Genomic DNA, 18898 nt, shown 5'->3' on the forward strand with positions numbered 1-18898 from the left:
GGATGCCATGGAAGCAGAGGCAGCGGCGGTGGTCCGGAGATGCCGCGGCGGTGCTCCGGTGTGATGCTGTTGACCATGTCTTCGATGCCTGCGCCACCCGCGCGCACCCCGGAGCCCGGCCCGGCCGAGGGCCTCGTGCTCCGAGAGGACGACGCGGTCGAACTCCTGGCCTATCTCGTCACGGCGGCGAGGATCCAGCTGGACGAGGCCGCGGAGAACGGGCCGAAGCGCCTGTTGACCGCGGCGGGCCGACTGGCGGGAATGATCATTCCGCAGGCGGGTGGGGCGCTGGGGCCCCTGCTCGAGGAGATCAGGCGGCAAGCCGACGGGGCAGCCGTCCAGGCAGGCGACCCGGATGCCTACACCGCCACGGTGGACGCACTGTGCCGGACCCTGGCCGAACACCTGGTGGACCGGCTGGGTCTGGATGCGACGGAGGCCTCATGAACGACACGGGCGGGCGCATCCGGGGCCATCCGGTCCTTCAGGCGATCCGCACCCGCCGCGTGGTCCGCAGCCTGACCACGGACCCCGTCGAGCGGGCCGACCTGGAGGCGGTGATCGACAGTGCCCGCTACGCCCCGCGCGCCGGGAACCGCCACATCCACCGGTACGTCGTGGTCAACCGGCCTGCGCTGCTCCACGCGCTGCGCATGGTCTCTCCGGGCATGCTCCAGGCACCCACGGCCGCGATCGTGGTGTGCGTCGACTGGGCCCGGGCCGAATCGTACGGATTCACCCCGGCCGACGCCGGCCCCTACGTCGACGTGGGCACGGCCACCGCGACCATGCTGCTCGCCGCGCACGCCCTGGGGCTGGGTTCCGGGCCGGTCACCTCCTTCAGCAGGACGGCGGCCGCCACCTTGCTCGGCCTCCCCGAGACCGTGCGCCCGGAGCTCATCGTCTGCCTCGGCAATCCCGCCGCCGGCCGCACACCGTCCTTGCGCCGCCGGCCGGAGAACACCTGGGCCGACGTCGTGAGCTGGAACCGCGCAACGTCCTCGCCGGGTCCGCCTGACGCCCAGGGCCCCACCGCGCGGAACCACGAGACGGAAGAACGGCGGGTCTGGAGTCGCATCCGTGAGATCGACGCCGGGTACGAGGACAACAGCGCGGCCGCGTTCCTGGACGTGTACGCCGATGACGCCGAGCTGACCAACGTGTTCGGCGAGACCTTTCAGGGCCGCGATGCCATTCTCGGCCGCCTGCGCGCGCTGTTCACGGACCCGAGGTTCCTGGCCGGGCGGTGGGCGGGATCCCCCCGAACGCACCTGCGATGGGTGACGGACGACGTCGTGGTCGTGAAGACCTACCGTGAACGGGAAGGGCAGCAGACCGCGGACGGGTCGGTCCTCCCGAGACGAAGGACGCATTCGATCAAGGTGTTCCACCGGGAGGACGAGGCATGGCGCGTCGTGTCCGACTTCTACATGGATGCGCGCGACGAGTCGGCCGTCGGTCCCGAACCGGAGACCTCATAACGCCGGTGCCCGCAGGCCGCGCGCCGGCCGGCCGGAGAGCCGACGCCCCGGTCGGCCGCGCGGCATCAGGGCCTGGCTGCCCACTGCGCGGCCGGGTGGGAGAGCCGCCACAGCACCACCGTTCCCGTGGCCAGTAGCGCCACGGCCACGCCCAGGACCAGCGACAGCCCGACCGTCAGAAGGAGCAGGGTGCCCACGAGGGCACCCGACAGCATCGCCACGACGGACAGGATGCGCCGACCCGGACGCGGCGCCGTACCACCGGCCGTGGCGGAATCGGCGGCGAGCCCCGTGAGGGTGAGGGTGAGCACGGTCGTCGTCAGATCCGGGACGCCGAGCCGCCGTACGACCGCGGTCTGCAACCCCATCGCGACGCCGAGCAGCACGATGAGGGTGTACTGCAGGCCGGTGTCCACCTTGTCGTGCCCGGCCAGGGCCGCGCCCAGGGCCCCGGCGAACAGGACCGTCTGCACGCCCATGGCAGAGGCGAGCAGACGGCCCCGGTGAGCGGCGGACCGGAGGCCGAAGCGGCCGCCGGCCAGTGCGCCGGTGAGGAAGGCCGCCAGCGAGACGAGCGAGGCGGCTGCGGACAGGCTGCGCTCGCCGGCCAGGGCGAAGCCGAGGAACACCACGTTGCCCGTCATATTGGCGATGAAGACGTGCCCGAGCCCCAGATAGCTCACCGCGTCCACGAGCCCCGTCACCACCGTGAGGGCCAGGAGCAGCGGCGGCAGCGGACCGTGCTGGTCCCCCTCGCGGGGGACCAGCGTCCGGAAGGCGTCAACGAACAGCGAGCGCATCCTCGGCGGTTCCTTCCGCGATGGTGGAGCGGTGCAGCAGGGCGCGCGTGAGCAGCCCGCTGACAGGACCGACGACGAGGGCGGTGACCGAGGCCCACACGGGCCACGGCGTCAGACCGAGCGCGTGGTCCACCGACCATTGTCCGGGACCGGTGAGCGCGAGCACCGCCGCCACGACGACGAGGAACAGCGGGTACTCGTACCCGTCGTGCTGCACCCAGAGGCCGTTGCGCCACTTGACGGTCACCGCCACCGTCATCACTCCCGCGGCGGCCATCGCCGCCGCGGGAGTGAGCAGCCCGGCGGCCAGGAACAGGCCGGAGCCGATCTGGCCGGCGCCCGCCGCGAGGGCGGTGAGCCGGCCGCCGCGGAAGCCGTCCCGCCGGAACTCCTCGCTCCCTCCGGCGAGGCCATCGCCGCCCAGTCGGAAGCTCACCTTCTGCACCCCGTGCCCGGCGACCAGGAGTCCCGTCACCAGCCGGAGGATCAAGAGTCCGGTGTCCATCACGTTCCCGCCGTTCCTGTGCGTCTCGTTCTCCGTGCGCCGCCGGTTCAGCCGGCGGCGTGTGCGCCGATCACGGCCTGGGCGTAGACGACACCGAGGCCGTAGGCGCCGGCGTGGTCCTTGACGAGGTCGGTGGTCGCGACGTACGTCTCCGCACGGGCCCAGTCGCGCTGGAGCTCCAGGAGCACCTGCACCCAGGTCATCGGTATGGCGCCGACCTGGACCATGCGCTGCACGGCGTTCCCGTGCGCCTCGGGGCTGACGCCGCCGGACGCATCGGTCACCACGTACACCTCGTATCCCTGCTCGAGGGCGGACAGCGTGGGCAGGGCCACGCAGATCTCCGTCCACAGGCCGGCGATGACGAGTTTCCTGCGCCCCGTCGCCTTCACCGCCTCGACGAAGGCCTCGTCCTCCCAGGCGTTCATCGTCGTGCGGTCGATGATCTTCTGGTCGGGGAAGACGTCGGCGAGCTGCGGCAGGATCGGGCCGGAGAAGGACTCCGCCGCCACGGTGCTCAGCACGACCGGAACGTCGAAGATCCGTGCGGCCTTCGCCAGACCCACGGTGGAGTTGATGATCCCGGTGCGGTCGCCGCTGCCGGTGCCGAAGAACATCTGCGGCTGGTGGTCCACGAAGAGGACGGCGCAGTTGTCGGGGGTGAGCAGGTCGGGGCTGGGCGCGGCGGTGACCTGGGCGATGTCGAACATGGGAATGCCTTTCATAGGGGTGATGCGAATGAACCGATGTGGTTTCAAAGGGAGATGCAGGGGTCGAAGAAGCCGACCCCGTACGCGTCCCGGGGGAGGGGCGCGAGGCCCTGCCCGGCCCGCCACCGCAGGTGCTCGCCGGATTCGGCGACGGCTTCGCCGATCAGCTCGGCCTGGCGGACGCCGCCGAGGCCTCGGGATCCGGCTGACCGGTAGCCGCCGAAGCGCGCGACCGGGGACCAGGCCGGGCTCACGGGCGGCAGTTCCTCGTCCATGCCCTCGTACTCGCCGGTCGCGTAGACGATGCGGCCGCCCACGATCGTGAGCAGCGACTCGATGTGCGCGATCGCGGGCTCCGGTACGGCGAAGTAGTCCGCGGAGAGGACGGCGAAGTCGGCGAGGTAGCCCGGGGCGAGGATGCCCTTCACGTCCTGTTCGCCGGTGAGCCGAGCGCCCGCCGTGGTGAACATGTCGAGCGCCGTCCCGCGGTCGACGCGGTTGGACGGCGGGCGGACGAGGAGGTCGCCCACGGTACGGCCGGAGACCAGCCAGTGCAGGGCGACCCAGGGGTTGTAGGTGGACACGCGGGTGGCATCGGTGCCGCCGCCGACGGTCAGGCCGCGCTCCAGCATGGCGCGGATCGGCGGCGCGTCGGCCGCGGCGCCGATGCCGTAGCGGCGGACGAAGGCCTCGCCCTGGAAGGACAGCCGGTTCTGTACCGACAGGGCGCCGCCCAGGGCGGCGATGCGGTCCAGGCTGGCCGCGCTGACGGTCTCGGCATGGTCGAACAGCCAGCGGTTGCCCGCCGGGAACAGCCCCTCGGAGGCGAGCCGTTCGAACACGGTGAGGTCCCGGCGGATCGTCTCGTCGTACGTGGCGTGCAGACGGAAGCCCCAGCCGCTCTCCATGAGGAGTCGTACGGCCTTCTCGAACTCCGCCTCGTACTCCTCGGCGAGTTCGGGGCGCGGCTGCGTGAAGTTCTCGAAGTCCGCCGCGGCCCAGGTCAGGTTCTCACCCGCGCCGTTGAGCCGCAGCCACTCGTCCCCGTCCTCGGGGCGGGCCGTCTCGATCCAGCGGGTGAGGTCGGCGATCTCCTGGCCCGCGGTCTGCGGGAAGAGGTGGTAGGCGATCCGCAGGGACAGCTGTCCCGCCTTCGCGAGGTCGACGACGGTGGCGTAGTTGTCGGGGAAGTTCTGGAAGCCGCCGGCCGCGTCGATGGCCGAGGTCAGGCCGAAGCGGTTGAGTTCCCTGAGGAAGTGGCGGGTTGAGGTCTTCTTGTCCTCGTCGTCGAGGACGGGGGCCTTGGCGAGCGTCGAGTACAGGATCAGGGCACTGGGCGCCGCCAGCAGCATGCCGGTCGGTTCGCCGTCCCGGCCGCGTACGATCTGCCCGCCGCGGGGCTCGGGGGTGTCCCGTGTGAAGCCGGCCGCCTTGAGCGCGGCCCGGTTCAGCACCGCAGACTGGTACAGGTGCAGGACGAACACCGGCGTGTCGGGGGCGGCGGCGTTGAGTTCGGCCACGGTCGGCAGCCGCTGCTCGGCGAACTGCTCCGCCGACCAGCCGCCCACCACGCGCACCCACTGGCCCCTGGGCGTGCGCGCGACCTGCTCGCGCAGCATCGCCAGTCCCTCGTGGAGGCTGCGCACACCGTCCCAGCGCAGTTCCAGCACGTAGTTCAACCCGCCCCGGATGACGTGGAGGTGGGAGTCGTTGAGCCCGGGGACGATCCGGCGGCCGAGCGCGTCGACGACACGGGTCGCGGGACCGACCAGAGTGGCCATGTCGTGGTCGTCTCCGACGGCGAGGACGCGGCCGTCGCGCACGGCGATCGCTTGGGCGCCGGGCCGGGCCGGGTCTCCCGTGTGGACCTTGGCGTTGCGGACGATGACGTCCGCGGGGTTCTCGGTCGCGCGGGGCACCAGACCGCCGACCGGCATCGTGGACACGATCCGAAATCCTCCTGTGACGTGGGCACGTGCTCCCTCTGAGGAAGTCCGGGTTGCCCGTTCGAGCGGTTTGTGGCCGCGAACGCAAAGTAGCCACCGGCTTCCTCGCCCCGCATCCACTGAACGGCGGGCCGAAAAGGACGATCTTCGTCAGGAGTCGTGACTAGTCCGGGCGTGCGGAGTGGAACCGCCCCGGGGATCCGGCGTCAGCGCGCCCGCTCGTTGCGGAACAGGGGGACGGCGACCGCGGCGGCGACCAGTGCGGCGCAGCCGAATACGGTGAGTGCCACGGAGAATCCCGCGGGGAGCAGTGCCTGGAAGACCAGGCTGCCCAGGCCGAATCCGACGAAGAGGCAGAACGCGTTCAGACCCAGGGCCTGGCCGCGTTGGCCGGGCCGGCCCGGCAGGTCGGTGACGATGCCGCCGAGCAGCGGCTGGGTCATGTCGTAACCGAGCGACAGCGCGGCCACGACCAGGGCCACGGCGAGCACCGGCAGCTCGGCTGCCAGCAGCAGCGCGCACACGGCGGCCAGGCAGACCCCGGCGGGGATGATGCGGGCGCGTCCGGTGCGGTCGGCGAGGTGGCCGATGACAGGGCCGAGCAGGAGACCGGGCACTCCGTAGCCCAGCAGGGCCAGCCCGATGCCGACCGGGCCCAGGTCGAACCGCCGGAGCAGGTAGAGACCGAGCCACGTGTAGATCCCGGAGTGCAGTACCGCGTTGAACAGGATGTACGCATAGGTGCGCCGGCCCCGGGCGGTCTGCAGCAGGGCCCGGTAGCCCGAGGCGACGGCGCCGAGGGAGGGTGCGGTCGCGGGACGGGGGGACTCGGGGATGAGGCGGACGACCAGGGCCAGCACCAGCAGTGCCGCCCCGCCGCACGCGATGGCGAGGAACAGGCCCGTCCAGCCGACGAGGGGTTCGGCCAGCGCGCCTGCGCTGGAGCCGACCGCGATGCCGCCGGCCATGCCGCCGAACACCCACCCCAGCGCCCGGCCGCGCCGGGCGTACGGGAAGACGTCCCCGATCAGTGCCAGCGAGATCGGCACGACGCCACCGGCACCGATGCCGGTGGCCAGCCGCATGGCGATGAAGGACCCGGAACTGCCGACGAGGGCTGTGGCGGCGGTCAGCACGGTGAAGGCTGCCAAGGAGCCGAGAATGACCCGCCTCCTGCCGATGTGGTCGGACAGGGGCCCCCACAGCAGCGTCATCGCGCCACAGGGCACCAGATACGCGGGCACCGCCAGGCCCACCGTGCCGGGTGTGGAGTGGAACGCGTGGGCCAGCTGCGGCAGGATCGGTGCGATCATGAATGCCTGGGCGAAGATCAGGAACGCGGCGGCGGTCAGCATCCCCACGAGCCCGCGGGGCGGATTGAACGCGTCTGCCGGTCGGGGCTCAGCGGCATGTGCGGAAGACAAGAGAGCTCCTTGGCATCAGGTTCGGCCCGGTCCCGCGATGTGCTGTCGACGGTGATCGACCGCACATGATTGGTGAGCGTATGTCCTGATAGCCAATATGAAACGGAGGCTGGTCGATGTCTTTCCAGGCGCGGGTCAGACCTCCGAGGCGTGCAGCGATGAGGTGCCTCTCCGCTTCCGCAGGCTCGGCAGGGGTACGACGAGCACCGGACACGTTGCGTGAGCCATGAGGTACCGCGCCGTGGAAAAGCCGGGGAGCAGGCGCCGTCGAGGAGCGCCGACGACGAGGAGGTCATCGTCCCGGTCGGCTGCCGCAGTGAGCACGAGTCCGGCGCTGCCCAGCGCGGCGAAGGCGTGGAAGCGCAGGCCAGGGGGCCGGCCATCCGCTCCGAAGGCGGATTCGAGCACGGAAGCCAGCGCGCCTTCCGCCATGGTCCGCTCGACCGTGATGTGGTCGGCGGCATGGACATTGGGGGTGGTGGCCATGACGGCCAGCACCTCGGCATCGAAACGGCGGGCCTCGCTCACGGCCCGGTGAAGGGCGGCGACACTGCCCATAGAGCCGCTGACACCCACGACTACTCGCCGGTATCCCTGGTGCATCACGGAGATCACGTCCCTCTGGTGGAGGTTGGCCTTCGTGAAAACGGTAGGAGACGTGGACCGGCACGGGCCTCCTCCGGTCGGCCCCCGCGCCGGGGGAGGAGACCTCAGTGGTCGACCCGGAGTGCGGCGAGCCGTTCTTCGAAGGGGACCACTTCGAAGCCGTGTGCGGGATGCACGGATGTGATCGCTCCTGTCAGTGAGCGGGGTGCGATCGCGGCGGTGGTGTCGACGTCCGGAACCCCGTCCTGGGAGGCGGGCGTGACGAAGCGGGCCAACTCCGTGCCCGCGCGGGCGATCCGCTGGGCCAGCCCCTCATCGCCCCAGTCCGCAGAGGCGGCGTAGACGGAGGTCGGTACGACGAGGGCGCGCAGGTAGGTGAACAGCGGGCGCAGGGAGTGTTCGGTGACCAGCGAGTGGCGGGGAGTCCCGCCGGTGGCGCCGAGGAGTACGGGTTTGCCGGTGAGGGCGTCTTTGTCGATGAGGTCGAAGAAGGATTTGAACAGGCCGCTGTAGGACGCGGCGAAGACCGGTGTGACGGCGATCAGGCCGTCGGCGGCGGCCACCGCGTCGAGGGCGGAGGCCAAGCGGGCGGGCGGGAACCCGGTGACCAGGTGCCGGGCTATCTCCGTCGCCAGGTCCCGCAGTTCGATGACCTCCGGTTCGGCGCGCAGGTGGAGGAGGGTCTCGGCCGCGAGACGGTCGGCGAGCAGGCGGGTCGAGGACGGCGAGCTCAGCCCCGCGGATACGACGACGAGCTTCATGCCCGGGTCTCCTTCTTCGGTGCCTCCTGGGCGGCGGCGACGCGCGCCGCGTGCGTCGGCGCGTCCGGCACGCCGGCCGCGCGCAGGTTCGCGAACTCCTTGCGCAGGACGGGTACCACTTCTTCGCCGAGGAGGTCGAGCTGTTCCAGGACGGTCTTGAGGGGCAGGCCGGCATGGTCGATGAGGAACAGCTGGCGCTGGTAGTCGCCCGCATAGTCGCGGAAGGACAGGGTGCGTTCGATGACCTGCTGCGGGGAGCCCACGGTCAGCGGTGTCTGGGAGGTGAACTCCTCCAGCGAGGGGCCGTGGCCGTACACCGGCGCGTTGTCGAAGTACGGACGGAACTCGCGCACCGCGTCCTGGGAGTTCTTGCGCATGAACACCTGACCGCCGAGCCCGACGATGGCCTGCTCGGGCGTGCCGTGACCGTAGTGGGCGTAGCGTTCCCGGTACAGGCTGACCATCTGCGCGGTGTGGGAGGCGGGCCAGAAGATGTTGTTGTGGAAGAACCCGTCACCGTAGTAGGCGGCCTGTTCGGCGATCTCCGGCGAACGGATGGAACCGTGCCATACGAACGGCGCGACACCGTCCAGCGGCCGGGGGGTCGAGGTGAACGACTGCAACGGCGTACGGAACTTGCCCTTCCAGGTGACCACGTCCTCGTCCCAGAGACGGCGCAGCAGCGCGTAGTTCTCGATCGCGAGGTCGATGCCGTCGCGGATGTCCTTGCCGAACCAGGGGTAGACCGGCCCGGTGTTCCCCCGCCCCATCATGACGTCCACGCGGCCGTCCGCGACGTGCTGCAGCATCGCGAAGTCCTCGGCGATCTTCACCGGGTCGTTCGTCGTGATCAGTGTCGTCGATGTGGACAGGACCAGGTTCTCGGTGCGCGCGGCGATGTAGCCGAGCATCGTCGTCGGGGAGGAGGGGACGAACGGCGGATTGTGGTGCTCGCCGGTGGCGAACACGTCCAGGCCGACCTCCTCGGCCTTCTGCGCGATCGCCAGTATCGCCTTGATCCGCTCGCGCTCGCCCGGCGCACGGCCCGTGGTCGGGTCGGGTGTGACGTCTCCGACGGTGAAGATCCCGAACTGCATGGCTTCCCTTCCAGCATCCGCAAACACAAACTGATGCCGGACCTGTCGGGCCTGGTCCCCGGAGGAACCCGCTACGGGCAGGAGCAACTCCTCCGCAGTCGGCGATCACAGCGAGTCTCCCCGACGGGCAGTCGTTCGGGATCCCCACTTGGGACGGACACGAGTCCTAGTGCCGTCGGCCACCGCCGCAGGGACAGGGCGCGCCGACGGCCACCGCCGCGCCGGCTCAGGTCGTGGCAGCCTCGAGGAAACGTGCGGAAGCGGTGTCGAGCTCGCGGGTAGCCGCATGGCAGCCCAGTAGGGCCTTCAACAGGTTCATGTCCTTGGTCAGATTCGCGGCGTGGTGGGCGAATGCGGTGGGGGCCGGCAACTGGGCGAAGACCTGGAAGCCGACGCTCTGGGCCGGGCTGTTCTGGATCAGCTCGATCAGCTGTGGGCGTGAGACGCCCAGCGCCGCGCCGGCGTCGAGCGCCGCCATGGCGATGCCCATGTGGGCGGAGAAGACGGCATTGCTGATGATCTTGGCACGTTGCGCCGAGCCCACCGGACCGAGGAGCACGATCCGCTCCCCGAAGGTACGCAGCACCGGCAGCGCGGCGTCGAAGGCTTCCGATGGACCGCCGCACAGGACGGTGAGCGCTCCGGCAGCGGCAGCCTCCGCACCCCCGCTCACCGGCGCGTCGATGAGCAGAATGCCCTTCTCGGCACACTGCTGCTCCAGCGACAGGACGGTTTCGGGCAGCACCGTCGAGTGGACGGCGATGCGACTGCCGCGCTTCATCGCCGGGACGAGCCGGCGGGCGACCTCGAGGACACCATCGTCATCGAACACGCAGATGCCGACATGGTCGCAGTGCGAGCCGAGCTCGGCGATGTCGGCCGCAACCCTTGCGCCCCTGTCGGCGAAGTACCTGACGGCATCGGGTCGGCGCGCCCATACGACCAACGGCATTCCCGCATCGAGGATGCGGCGTGCCATGGGTCCGCCTTGGTCTCCCAGCCCGATGAACCCGATCGTTTCGTTCATACCCGAGGGTATGCATGTGGGGAACACGCCGAAGGTGCGCCGCGGTCGGGCCGGATGAGAGACCACACGAACGCCTGGAGCCACATCGGCCGACCACACGCACTGTCCACGGACCTCAGAGATAGGCGCCCACTGCTTGGCGCCCGAGCCGTTCCCTCGCGGGATTGGCCCCGGCCCGCTGGGCGTACAGCTCGGCGAGGGACGTCGGCCCCGATGCCGAGGTGGTCGGCCCGCCAGGGTTCCGCTCCGCCCAGGTGTCCGCCTCCGCGGCGCTGAGCAGGCCGAACTCGATCTCCGCCAGGCAGCGACCCGGCCGGGTGATCGCCGGATGGACCCGGTGGAGGTCCTCGTTGGTGGTGATGGCGACGAGGACCCGGCGGCCGGCCCCCAGCATGCCGTCGGTGATGTTGAGCAGACGGGACAGCTGGGCGCCGCTCGCCCGACCGCCGTCCGCCCGGATGAGCGCGTCCCCGTCCTCGATGACGATCATCCGCCAGGGCCGGCCGGGCCTTCCCGACTCATGGGCGGCGCTCCCGAAGGCGACCTCGGCCAGGTAGTCGGCGGAGGCCAGGATCTTCTCCTGGTCGAGGACGTACTCGAAAGCGCACCAGCTCTGCCATGCGTAGGCCAGCGATCGCAGCGCCGTCGTCTTTCCGGTGCCGGGTGGACCGTGCATGACGAGAATCGAACCGAAGAGGTCGTCCGGAGCGAGGGATGCCAGCTCCCCGAAGCGGGATGCGACCGAGGCCGTGTAGTTCCCCCGGATGTTCTGCCATGGCTGGGCCGGCAGCGAACGTGTGCTCCGTCGGGCGGTTCCCCGGTCGCCGAGGTGCCAGAAGCCGATCTCGACATCGGACGGGTCGGAGCGGTTCGTCCTCGTGGCGTCGACGATGTCGCGGACCACTCGCTCGGCGGTCTCCTCGGCCACCGCGGTGACGGTGATCCGCACGAGGTGGCGCTCTGCGGCCCGGATCCTCTCCGCCTGCGCCGTCCATCCAGTTCCGCGGGCCAGCCAGCAGCCATTGCCGTCCGCGGAGTGATGGGTTCGTACGATCCGAGCGTCGGCCGGCAGGACCGAGGCGACGTCCACCACGTCTTCGAGCTCGACCGATCGAGCATGAGGCTGTGAACCGTCGAGATACGCCTCCAAGGCCAGGGCGTTGATGATGTGCTTGGGAGCGTCCCGCCCCGTGAGCCGGAGCGCCCCGGGGGATCCTGCGCTCCCGATCGCGAATGGCGCCGCACCGGTGGGGAACCGAATGGCGCGGGCGCTCATCAGTCCTGGTCCAGCCGGCGGCGCACGAGCCGTGCCACGTCCCCGACGGTGACCAATTTCTTGGCATCCGAGTCGTCGATCTGGATGCCGAAGTGCTCTTCGGCTGCTACGACCACTTCGACGGTGGCCAGCGAATCGATGTCCAGGTCATCGAGGAGTTCGACGCTGCCGAGCGGCTTTCCTTCGGGGGGCTCCACGCCCGTGACTTCGGTAATGAGCTCTGCTACATCAGCGATCACTTTTTCGAGGTTCTGTGAGGACATGTTCTCTTCCTTTCGTGCTCCTGTACGTCACCGTATGCTCCGCACTTTCCTTCCCGCGCTCCCCTTGGGGCCGACGCAAGGGCAACCATCGGGCCCGGCCCATCGGTGACCCGCACGGGCATGCTTCGGGGGCCGTATGTCCGCCTGAGCGATCACCCTTTCTGCCGGCAAGTTCTGCACCATGCCGGAGAACAGGCACGTCGCATACGAAGGAACGGACACACGTGGAGCACGCGAACGGTGGGCACGAGCAGGGAGGATCGGAGGACACCATGGATCCGCAGGTCTTCCGCATGCGCATGGAATGGGCGCACAAGAACGGCCTGACCGGCGGAGCCGGGTACCTCGACCTGCTTGACGTGCTGCCGCCTTCGGCCGAGCCGGACCAGCAGATCCGGGAATGGCTGCTCACCATGGGACGCGGCGACATCGTCTGGGGCATCCCCGACCCGTGGCAGTCACAGGATGAATGGGAGGAGTGGTTCCGGGCGGCGGCCTTCAGGGTGCGCGAATACCGGGGGGACTACGACCACCTGAAGGTGGCTGCGAAGAGCGCCGCGATCGGCTCGGTGCTCACCACCGCGTCCGGCCCGATGAAGGTGGTCATCGGACACGGCAGTTTCGAGGGCCACACCTACCTGGTCCCCGGGTCCCCGTCGATCCACCTCTACGCGAACCCCGGAGAGACTCTCGCCGGCCCCGCCTCGCTGAAGATCCTCGACGAGATGAGGAAGGGCGCGGTCCCGCAGAGCCAGGTCTCCTATCCCGTGGCCAATACGGGAGCCATGGTGGAGATCGGCGGCGGCTGCCCGGTGGACGAAGGGCAGGTGGTGCCCAACATGGTGGTGTCCCCACTCCTGCCGGACGAACGTCCGCGTGCCGTCGACACCCTCAGCAACACCCTGGGCCTGTCGGGCAAGGACAAGCCGTGGGTGCTCCTCGTGGACACGGACGTGTACTTGTGCAACGGAGGATGTTCCTTCCCGGACGAACACACCTGCGGCGGGCTGCTCGACAGGACGCGCTACCCGGACATCGGCAGTCTGCGCTTCGTTTCGTGCACGGCCAGCAGGTCCGGAAGCAATGAGATGCGGCGCGACATCAAAGGAATGGACTCGGCATGGATCGAGGCCGACAAGAAGATCGTCGACTACCTCTACGACCTGTTCGTGACGGATTTTGCGAACGGGCTGCTGAAGCTCCATCAGCTCACTGAACGGGACCGGAAGACCGCGAACAGGATCAGGGAGTACAAGGCGATCAACCGCATGGAAGACGTCTCGAAGTGCTTCCTGTCGGGCGCGGAATGGAAGTCCTTCGCCGCCCTCGGCCGCGAGCGCTACATGTTCGAGCTGGACAAGAAGGGGAAAACCGTCTTCGGGGTCATGGCCGTTCAGTTCCTGTCGCGCCTCATCGGCAGTGGGCAGTTCGAGCAGGCGGCCCGATTCCTCAACGAGGTGGAGAAGGGCGACCTCGTGGCCTGCAAGGCCGTACTGGGTCAGTGCTACGCCGACGGGTTGCTGTCGGATGATGTCATGACCAGCCTGGTGCAAGCCGGATGGAACATCTGACAATGAAGGGAATTCTGGAGACTGTGAAAAATTTTAAATCCAAAGTCCGGAGATTCCGATGGAGGGCGATCGGAGTGGTTCTTGCCTCCGCGGCCCTCTGCGCGGGAGCACCGGCAGCGCAGGCGGCTTATGCCAGCCCCACTCGCGAGGTGCCCCGATCGGAATCGGCGGGATCTGGCCCCAGAGAAGAGATATTTCTGGGGCATGCGAAGCTGACCCTCTGGCATACCGTCGAGGCTCAAGGCGGGTGCGACCCGGGGAGCCACCTGAACGGAGTCGAATATCATCACGGCTCGGGGTGGAGAATCCCTCGAGGGGTAGAGATCCGATACACCGGCTCGAAGCCCGACGCATTCATCCAGGGAAACTACCGCAGCGTCGCTGGAACCCTAACGGGCTGGAGTATCCATCCGAGTCACGTCTGGGTCTATATTCACTGCACGGCGGATTGATCGCCCCACCTGCTCTCTGCCCGTCCTGAAATGTCGTCCCAGTCGCCCTCGGTCGGAGCGGGCTTCGGCTTCGACGGCGGTTTGGGCCGGCCGTGCGGGTGCTCGATGGCGAACGCCTCGGTGACGTTCGTCGGATCAGAGTTGAAGGAGAGGAAGCCGCCGACCGCGTACACGCAGTGCCGCTTGGTGCTCTTGGAGCACGGGGCCGCGGCCACACCCAGCTCGTTGCGGGGCGTCGGCATCGACGGCAAAACGAGCCAGGCGTTGCCGGCCGGGCTGTACGCCTCCTGCGTCGCCACCGGCTCGGCAGCGGCATTCAGTCCGCCCACGGCGTACACGCAACCGCCCTTCGCGCCCTCCGGGCAGGGCGCCGCCGCGGCACCGAGTCCCCTGCGGGGCGCCGGCAGGTCGGGCAGGTACTGCCAGGTGTCCGTGGCGGGGCTGTACACCTCGGCGGTCTTCAGGGTGGCGGTGGTATCGACGCCGCCGAACGCGTACACGCAGACCCCCTTGAGTCCCAGCCCGCTGGGGCAGGCGGCCGCGGCGCTGCCGTGGAAGGCGCGTGCCTGCTGGAGCGGTGGCAAGGTGGCCCAGGTGCCGGTTTCGGGGCTGTAGGCCTCCACGGTCGCGGTGGGGGTACCGGCGTCGCCACCGGTGACGAACACACAGGTACCGCGCAGGCCGTATCCCTTCGGGCAGGGGGCCGTGGCCGCGCCCGCGTTCATCCGTGCGGTCGGCATGGGACGGAGCGACAGCCAGGCGTTCATCCTGGAGCTGTAGGCCTCGTGATGGTTCAGCCGATTGGACCCACCAGTGGTGCCGCCGGTGGCGTACACGCAGTCGCCGGGCTTCTCACCGGGACAGTCCGCGGTCGTGGACGCGACGCTCGATCGAGCCGGAGACAACAGGTCCGGCAGCCTGATCCACGTCCCCTTGGCGGGGTTGTAGGCCTCCAGCGTCGTCTCGGCGCCACTCCCCGCGACCGCGTAGACGCACGTTCCCTTCCATCCCCTCGGGCAGTCCGCCGCGGCCGCACCCAGCTTCGCTGCAGCCGTTGGCTTGGCCGGCAGCGTCACCCACACACCTTGCGCACTGGCGGAGTTGACGGTGTAAAGGGCCAAGACGGAGGCCAGGGCCAGGACGGCGAGGCGGCGCCAGCCCGCCAGGCCGCGGGACCCGCCCTGCGGTCGGTCGTGTGGGTCAGCGGGGTACAAGTGCGTCACCGGGGGCCTTTCTCTTCATGCGCAATGATCAGAAGCAGTCCGATCATGTGCGCCTGAACGCCGAGGTCGCTCGATGTGTTCGGCCGGATGCAGCAGCTCGTACGCCCACCCGAGCGCCCCTCCCCGCCCGAACCCGCCCGGACAGCACGGCCGCGGCCGAACGCCGTCCTGCGATGGTTTTCGGTCGTTCGAACGAACAGCTCGCTTCGGTGCGCGCGGGCCCGACCGTGCCGGCCGCAGGCGTTCCACGTCGCACGATGGTGGCGACCGCGCTCCGCACGGCGTCCGGAGACGGCGGTCGGCTTCGGCCGACGTAACGGAGCTCTTGATCCGGCTCTCTTCACAGAACCTCCACGACCTGTTGTCCTGATCCGCGCCACAGGCCGAATCCACGGCCTGTGCTCGCCGAATGAGGAGACATCATGGCGTTACGTCATGTTCTGGGCGGTGGAACGTTGGCCCTGGCAGCGGCTCTCACTGCCATCCCCGCACAGGCTCAGCCCGTAGCCAACCCGCCGGGGCAGATCACCGTGCAGGTCCAAACCGTCAACGGCTCGGGGTGTCGGCAGGGCAGCACGTCCGTGGCCGCCGCCGAGGACAACACGGCCTTCACCGTCACCTATAGCGACTACCTCGCGCAGGCAGGTGCAGGGTCCAACCCGATCAACTCCCGCAAGAACTGCCAGCTCGGTCTCAGAGTCCACGTACCGCAGGGCTTCACCTATGCGATCGCCCGCGCCGACTTCCGGGGCTTCGCCTACCTCCAGCCCGGAGCCTCGGCCCTGGAGCGCGCGAGCTACTACTTCCAGGGCATGTCCCAGACCACGCGCAGCACACACCAGTTCACGGGCCCCCTCTTCGACAACTGGCAGGCCAGCGACGAGACCGACTACGCGAGCCTGGTCTGGGCGCCCTGCGGTGAAGAGCGCACCCTCAACATCAACACCGAATTGCGCGTCAACGCGGGCAGCGACCCCCAGGGCCTGAGCTTCATCGCCATGGACTCGACCGACGGCAGCGTCAGCACCAAGTACCACCTGGAATGGAAGGAATGCCCGGCTGCCTGACCTCTGGTCCGGCTTCCACCGCAGCCCATCCGCTCACGCACCTCGGAAAAGGACGAACATGAAGCGAGTCATGACCGGCGGCGCTGCCGCCGCACTCCTCCTCGCGCTGGCCGGGCCGGCGCACAGCAGCAGCGCCGACGTGTCCACCCTCCCCACGCCGCCCGACAAGATCGTCATCGAGTTGGTGACGGTCAACGGCTCCGGCTGCCCGGAGGGCACGGCGACGGTCGACGTGGCCCCCGACAACACGGCCTTCACCGTGACCTACAGTGACTACCTCGCGCACATCGGGCCCGACTCCGCCGCCACGGACTTCCGCAAGAACTGCCAGCTCAGCCTCCGCGCTCACGTCCCCGGCGGCTTCACGTACGCCATCATCCAAGCGGACTACCGCGGATACGCGCTCCTCCAGCCCGGCGCGAACGCCGTGGAGCGTGCGGGCTACTACTTCCAGGGCATGCCCCAGACGACCCAGCGCTCCCATCGGTTCGACGGACCCTACGACGACAACTGGCAGGCCACCGACCGGACCGAGTACAGCGACCTGGTGTGGGCACCGTGCGGGGAGAAGCGAAACTTCAACATCAACACCGAGCTCCGGGTCAACCCCGGCACCTCCAACCCGCGAACTCAGACGAGCTTCATGACCATGGACTCCACGGACGCCAGCGTCAGTACCGTCTACCACGTGGCTTGGAAGGAATGCCCGGAGACTCCTTGACGGCAACCACCGGCCTCCGGATCCGCTCGGATGACGGACGGGCCGCGGAATCCCTTCGGTCACCCCGGGACGGCCTGAGTGCGCCGACTCCGGGGCGGGGTGGGGCGTGAGCGCCATCTCGGCCCGTAGGCATGTTCCGCGGCGGAATCCCGCCATGCCTGGGATGACCTGGACGGTTCCACCTCGACACGGGCCATCTCGACTCGCATAGAGGTACCGCGCGATCCGAATCCAGCGTGACCACTGACCGGGTGACGCGGTCGGTGTCAGCACTGCACGAGGCTTCCGTGCCGTTGAGAGAGACGTGCGACGTCTCACCTCATCAGTACGGGAGCCTCGTTGCCTTGCCGTGCTTGGGCGGCGGCCCGCCCTTCGGGTCGTGGATGCGAGGCGGCCTGGGCAGGCGCATGACGCGGTCGGAACGGATTCGGCGGACCAGTTCGACGGGCAGGTCTCGCAGGACCCAGGTCAGACGACCGCCGTCGAACCGCGGCAGCGGCATGGCGGCCACCGGTGAACACCGGCCCGTCGAGCTCAGGCGGTTCGTGCGGCAGGAGTCGGCCGGACGGCGGCGCAGCATGCGAGGCCGATCAGGAGCATGGCGACGGGGAAGGCGAGCGCGGCCTGGGTGGCGCTGGTCGGGGTGTTTCCGAGGTGGGCCTGGAGGAGTGCGCCGGTCGCCGCGCTGCCGAGGGCTCCGCCGAGCTGTCGGGTGGTGTTGAACACCCCTGACGCAGCGCCGACCAGGGAGGGTTCCAAGCCGCGGGTGGCGATGCCGGCGAGCGGCGCGGAGACCAGCCCGATCCCGACGCCCGTGACGAGCAGCGGGGGCATGAGCGTCCACAGGCCGGTGCCCGGGTGCAGCAGCAAGGTCAGGGAGCCGATCCCGGCGATCAGGAGCAGGAAGCCGAGGGCCGCGAGCCGTCGTGGGCTGGTGGAGTCGGACCGCTTGCCCGCGAACCGCGCGCACAGTGAGGACAGGGCGAACATCGGGACGGTGGCGGCGCCCGCGGCCAGTGCGCTGTAGCCGAGGTCGCTCTGCAGGTAGATCATCAGGGGCAGGAACATGCCGATCATGGCTGCTCCCATGGCTCCGCCGGCCGTAGCGGCCGCCGAGAAGGCGCGGTTGCGGAAGAGCCTCAAGGGCAGGAGCGGCTCGCTCCTGTTGCGGTGCTGCCACCACACGAACGCCGTCAGGCACACGGTCGCGAAGGCCAGCACCGTGGGGATCGTGACGGGTCCGGCGACGGTGCCCCAGTCGTAGGCCTCGCCGCTCTGTACGCCGAAGACCAGCGCGGTCAGCCCCAGGCCGCTGAGCACGATGCCCCACGGGTCGAGCCGGTGGCCCCTGGCGGGCCGCCAGTCGGGCAGCAGACGGTACGCGGCGATCCATCCGGCGACACCGACGGGCAGGTTGATCAGGAAGATGCCCCGCCAGCCGGTCCAGGCGACGAGCAGCCCGCCCACCACCGGTCCTGCGGCCATCGCGGCGCCGCCGACCGCTCCGAACACACCCAGCGCCCGGCCCCGCCGCTCGGTGGGGAACAGATGCACGATGAGCGACATGATCTGCGGTGCGATCAGTGCCGCGGCCAGGCCTTGGACGGCCCGGGTGGCGATCAGCACCGGAGCGTTCGGGGCGAGCGCACAGGCCAGCGAGGCCAGGGTGAATCCGGCTAGACCTGCCAGAAAGAGCCGCTTGGGCCCGTACCGGTCGCCGAGCCGGCCAGCGAGGATCAGCGGTACGGCGTAGCAGAGGGCGTAGGCGCTGTTGACCCAGACAGCCTCGTTGAGCGAGGCCCCGAGGGATGTGCGGATGTCGGGCAGGGCCACGTTCACGACGGTGGCGTCCAGGCAGATCATGAAGAAGCTGACGCACAGTGCGTACAGCGCCGCCTGGGGGCTCGCGGACGGGCCGGAAGAAGAGAGGTTACGGAGCAGGCGTTGCAATTTCGGTCGTTTCCTTCG

Annotated in this window: 19 protein-coding genes; 5 read left to right on the top strand and 14 right to left on the bottom strand. The window is 69.5% G+C overall.

The genetic code is table 11. The features are described 5' to 3' along the window. Positions 1 to 75: 75 nt before the first annotated feature. Positions 76 to 447, top strand: coding sequence for a DUF6092 family protein (locus tag ACTVZO_RS39165; protein WP_443302924.1), 372 nt, complete (start codon positions 76 to 78; stop codon positions 445 to 447). After that, entirely contained in the window at positions 444 to 1481 is a 1038-nt protein-coding gene (locus ACTVZO_RS39170; RefSeq protein ID WP_443302925.1) for a nitroreductase family protein, read from the top strand. The genes ACTVZO_RS39165 and ACTVZO_RS39170 overlap by 4 nt, the downstream gene beginning before the upstream one ends. A 65-nt stretch (positions 1482 to 1546) precedes the next feature. Here ACTVZO_RS39170 and ACTVZO_RS39175 read toward each other — a convergent pair whose 3' ends face one another. The 11 genes from ACTVZO_RS39175 to ACTVZO_RS39225 form a co-directional block, all read right to left on the bottom strand. Beyond that, the gene (locus ACTVZO_RS39175; protein WP_443302926.1) at positions 1547 to 2281 is read right to left on the bottom strand and encodes a DUF1275 family protein; all 735 of its coding nucleotides are present in this window, start codon (positions 2279 to 2281) and stop codon (positions 1547 to 1549) included. Beyond that, on the bottom strand, positions 2262 to 2786 hold the full coding sequence (locus ACTVZO_RS39180; protein WP_443302927.1) for a DoxX family protein: 525 nt from the start codon (positions 2784 to 2786) through the stop codon (positions 2262 to 2264). Before ACTVZO_RS39180 ends, ACTVZO_RS39175 begins: the two co-directional genes overlap by 20 nt. 47 nt (positions 2787 to 2833) lie before the next feature. After that, positions 2834 to 3496 (bottom strand): hydrolase, encoded by a 663-nt coding sequence (locus ACTVZO_RS39185; protein WP_443303412.1) that lies wholly within the window; start codon positions 3494 to 3496, stop codon positions 2834 to 2836. A 44-nt stretch (positions 3497 to 3540) separates the two neighbouring features. Further along, positions 3541 to 5433, bottom strand: coding sequence for an amidohydrolase (locus tag ACTVZO_RS39190; RefSeq protein ID WP_443303413.1), 1893 nt, complete (start codon positions 5431 to 5433; stop codon positions 3541 to 3543). Positions 5434 to 5648: 215 nt separating this feature from the next. Further along, entirely contained in the window at positions 5649 to 6866 is a 1218-nt protein-coding gene (locus ACTVZO_RS39195; RefSeq protein ID WP_443302928.1) for an MFS transporter, read from the bottom strand. A gap of 135 nt (positions 6867 to 7001) precedes the next feature. Continuing rightward, a complete protein-coding gene (locus tag ACTVZO_RS39200) occupies positions 7002 to 7469 on the bottom strand; it encodes a universal stress protein (protein ID WP_443303414.1) in 468 nt (155 codons plus the stop codon). Positions 7470 to 7576: 107 nt separating this feature from the next. Further along, the gene (locus ACTVZO_RS39205; RefSeq protein ID WP_443302929.1) at positions 7577 to 8233 is read right to left on the bottom strand and encodes a CE1759 family FMN reductase; all 657 of its coding nucleotides are present in this window, start codon (positions 8231 to 8233) and stop codon (positions 7577 to 7579) included. Then, complete coding sequence (locus tag ACTVZO_RS39210; RefSeq protein ID WP_443302930.1) at positions 8230 to 9330, bottom strand: LLM class flavin-dependent oxidoreductase; 1101 nt, start codon at positions 9328 to 9330, stop codon at positions 8230 to 8232. The genes ACTVZO_RS39205 and ACTVZO_RS39210 overlap by 4 nt, the downstream gene beginning before the upstream one ends. 226 nt (positions 9331 to 9556) lie before the next feature. Beyond that, positions 9557 to 10357 carry an NAD(P)-dependent oxidoreductase gene (locus ACTVZO_RS39215; protein ID WP_443302931.1) on the bottom strand — a complete coding sequence of 267 codons (801 nt, stop codon included), beginning with the start codon at positions 10355 to 10357 and terminating at the stop codon, positions 9557 to 9559. Between the two features lie 115 nt (positions 10358 to 10472). After that, positions 10473 to 11633 carry a DUF5925 domain-containing protein gene (locus tag ACTVZO_RS39220; RefSeq protein ID WP_443302932.1) on the bottom strand — a complete coding sequence of 387 codons (1161 nt, stop codon included), beginning with the start codon at positions 11631 to 11633 and terminating at the stop codon, positions 10473 to 10475. After that, a complete protein-coding gene (locus ACTVZO_RS39225; protein ID WP_443302933.1) occupies positions 11633 to 11896 on the bottom strand; it encodes a phosphopantetheine-binding protein in 264 nt (87 codons plus the stop codon). Before ACTVZO_RS39225 ends, ACTVZO_RS39220 begins: the two co-directional genes overlap by 1 nt. A gap of 224 nt (positions 11897 to 12120) precedes the next feature. Between ACTVZO_RS39225 and ACTVZO_RS39230 the strand changes: the two genes are divergently transcribed. Next, a complete protein-coding gene (locus tag ACTVZO_RS39230) occupies positions 12121 to 13467 on the top strand; it encodes a hypothetical protein (protein WP_443302934.1) in 1347 nt (448 codons plus the stop codon). A gap of 433 nt (positions 13468 to 13900) precedes the next feature. Here ACTVZO_RS39230 and ACTVZO_RS39235 read toward each other — a convergent pair whose 3' ends face one another. Beyond that, positions 13901 to 15142, bottom strand: a complete 1242-nt coding sequence (locus tag ACTVZO_RS39235) for a Kelch repeat-containing protein (RefSeq protein WP_443302935.1) — start codon at positions 15140 to 15142, stop codon at positions 13901 to 13903. A gap of 422 nt (positions 15143 to 15564) precedes the next feature. Here ACTVZO_RS39235 and ACTVZO_RS39240 point away from each other — a divergent pair, with 422 nt between their 5' ends. Next, positions 15565 to 16209, top strand: a complete 645-nt coding sequence (locus tag ACTVZO_RS39240; protein ID WP_443302936.1) for a DUF4360 domain-containing protein — start codon at positions 15565 to 15567, stop codon at positions 16207 to 16209. 58 nt (positions 16210 to 16267) lie between these two features. Beyond that, entirely contained in the window at positions 16268 to 16930 is a 663-nt protein-coding gene (locus tag ACTVZO_RS39245) for a DUF4360 domain-containing protein (RefSeq protein ID WP_443302937.1), read from the top strand. Positions 16931 to 17252: 322 nt separating this feature from the next. Here the strand turns inward: ACTVZO_RS39245 and ACTVZO_RS39250 are convergent, their stop codons facing one another. Further along, on the bottom strand, positions 17253 to 17441 hold the full coding sequence (locus ACTVZO_RS39250) for a hypothetical protein (RefSeq protein ID WP_443302938.1): 189 nt from the start codon (positions 17439 to 17441) through the stop codon (positions 17253 to 17255). Positions 17442 to 17464: 23 nt separating this feature from the next. Beyond that, positions 17465 to 18880, bottom strand: a complete 1416-nt coding sequence (locus ACTVZO_RS39255; protein ID WP_443302939.1) for a DHA2 family efflux MFS transporter permease subunit — start codon at positions 18878 to 18880, stop codon at positions 17465 to 17467. Positions 18881 to 18898 lie beyond the last annotated feature (18 nt).

It is taken from the genome of Streptomyces sp. IBSNAI002 (assembly GCF_052244475.1).
In the GTDB taxonomy this organism is placed as follows: domain Bacteria; phylum Actinomycetota; class Actinomycetes; order Streptomycetales; family Streptomycetaceae; genus Streptomyces.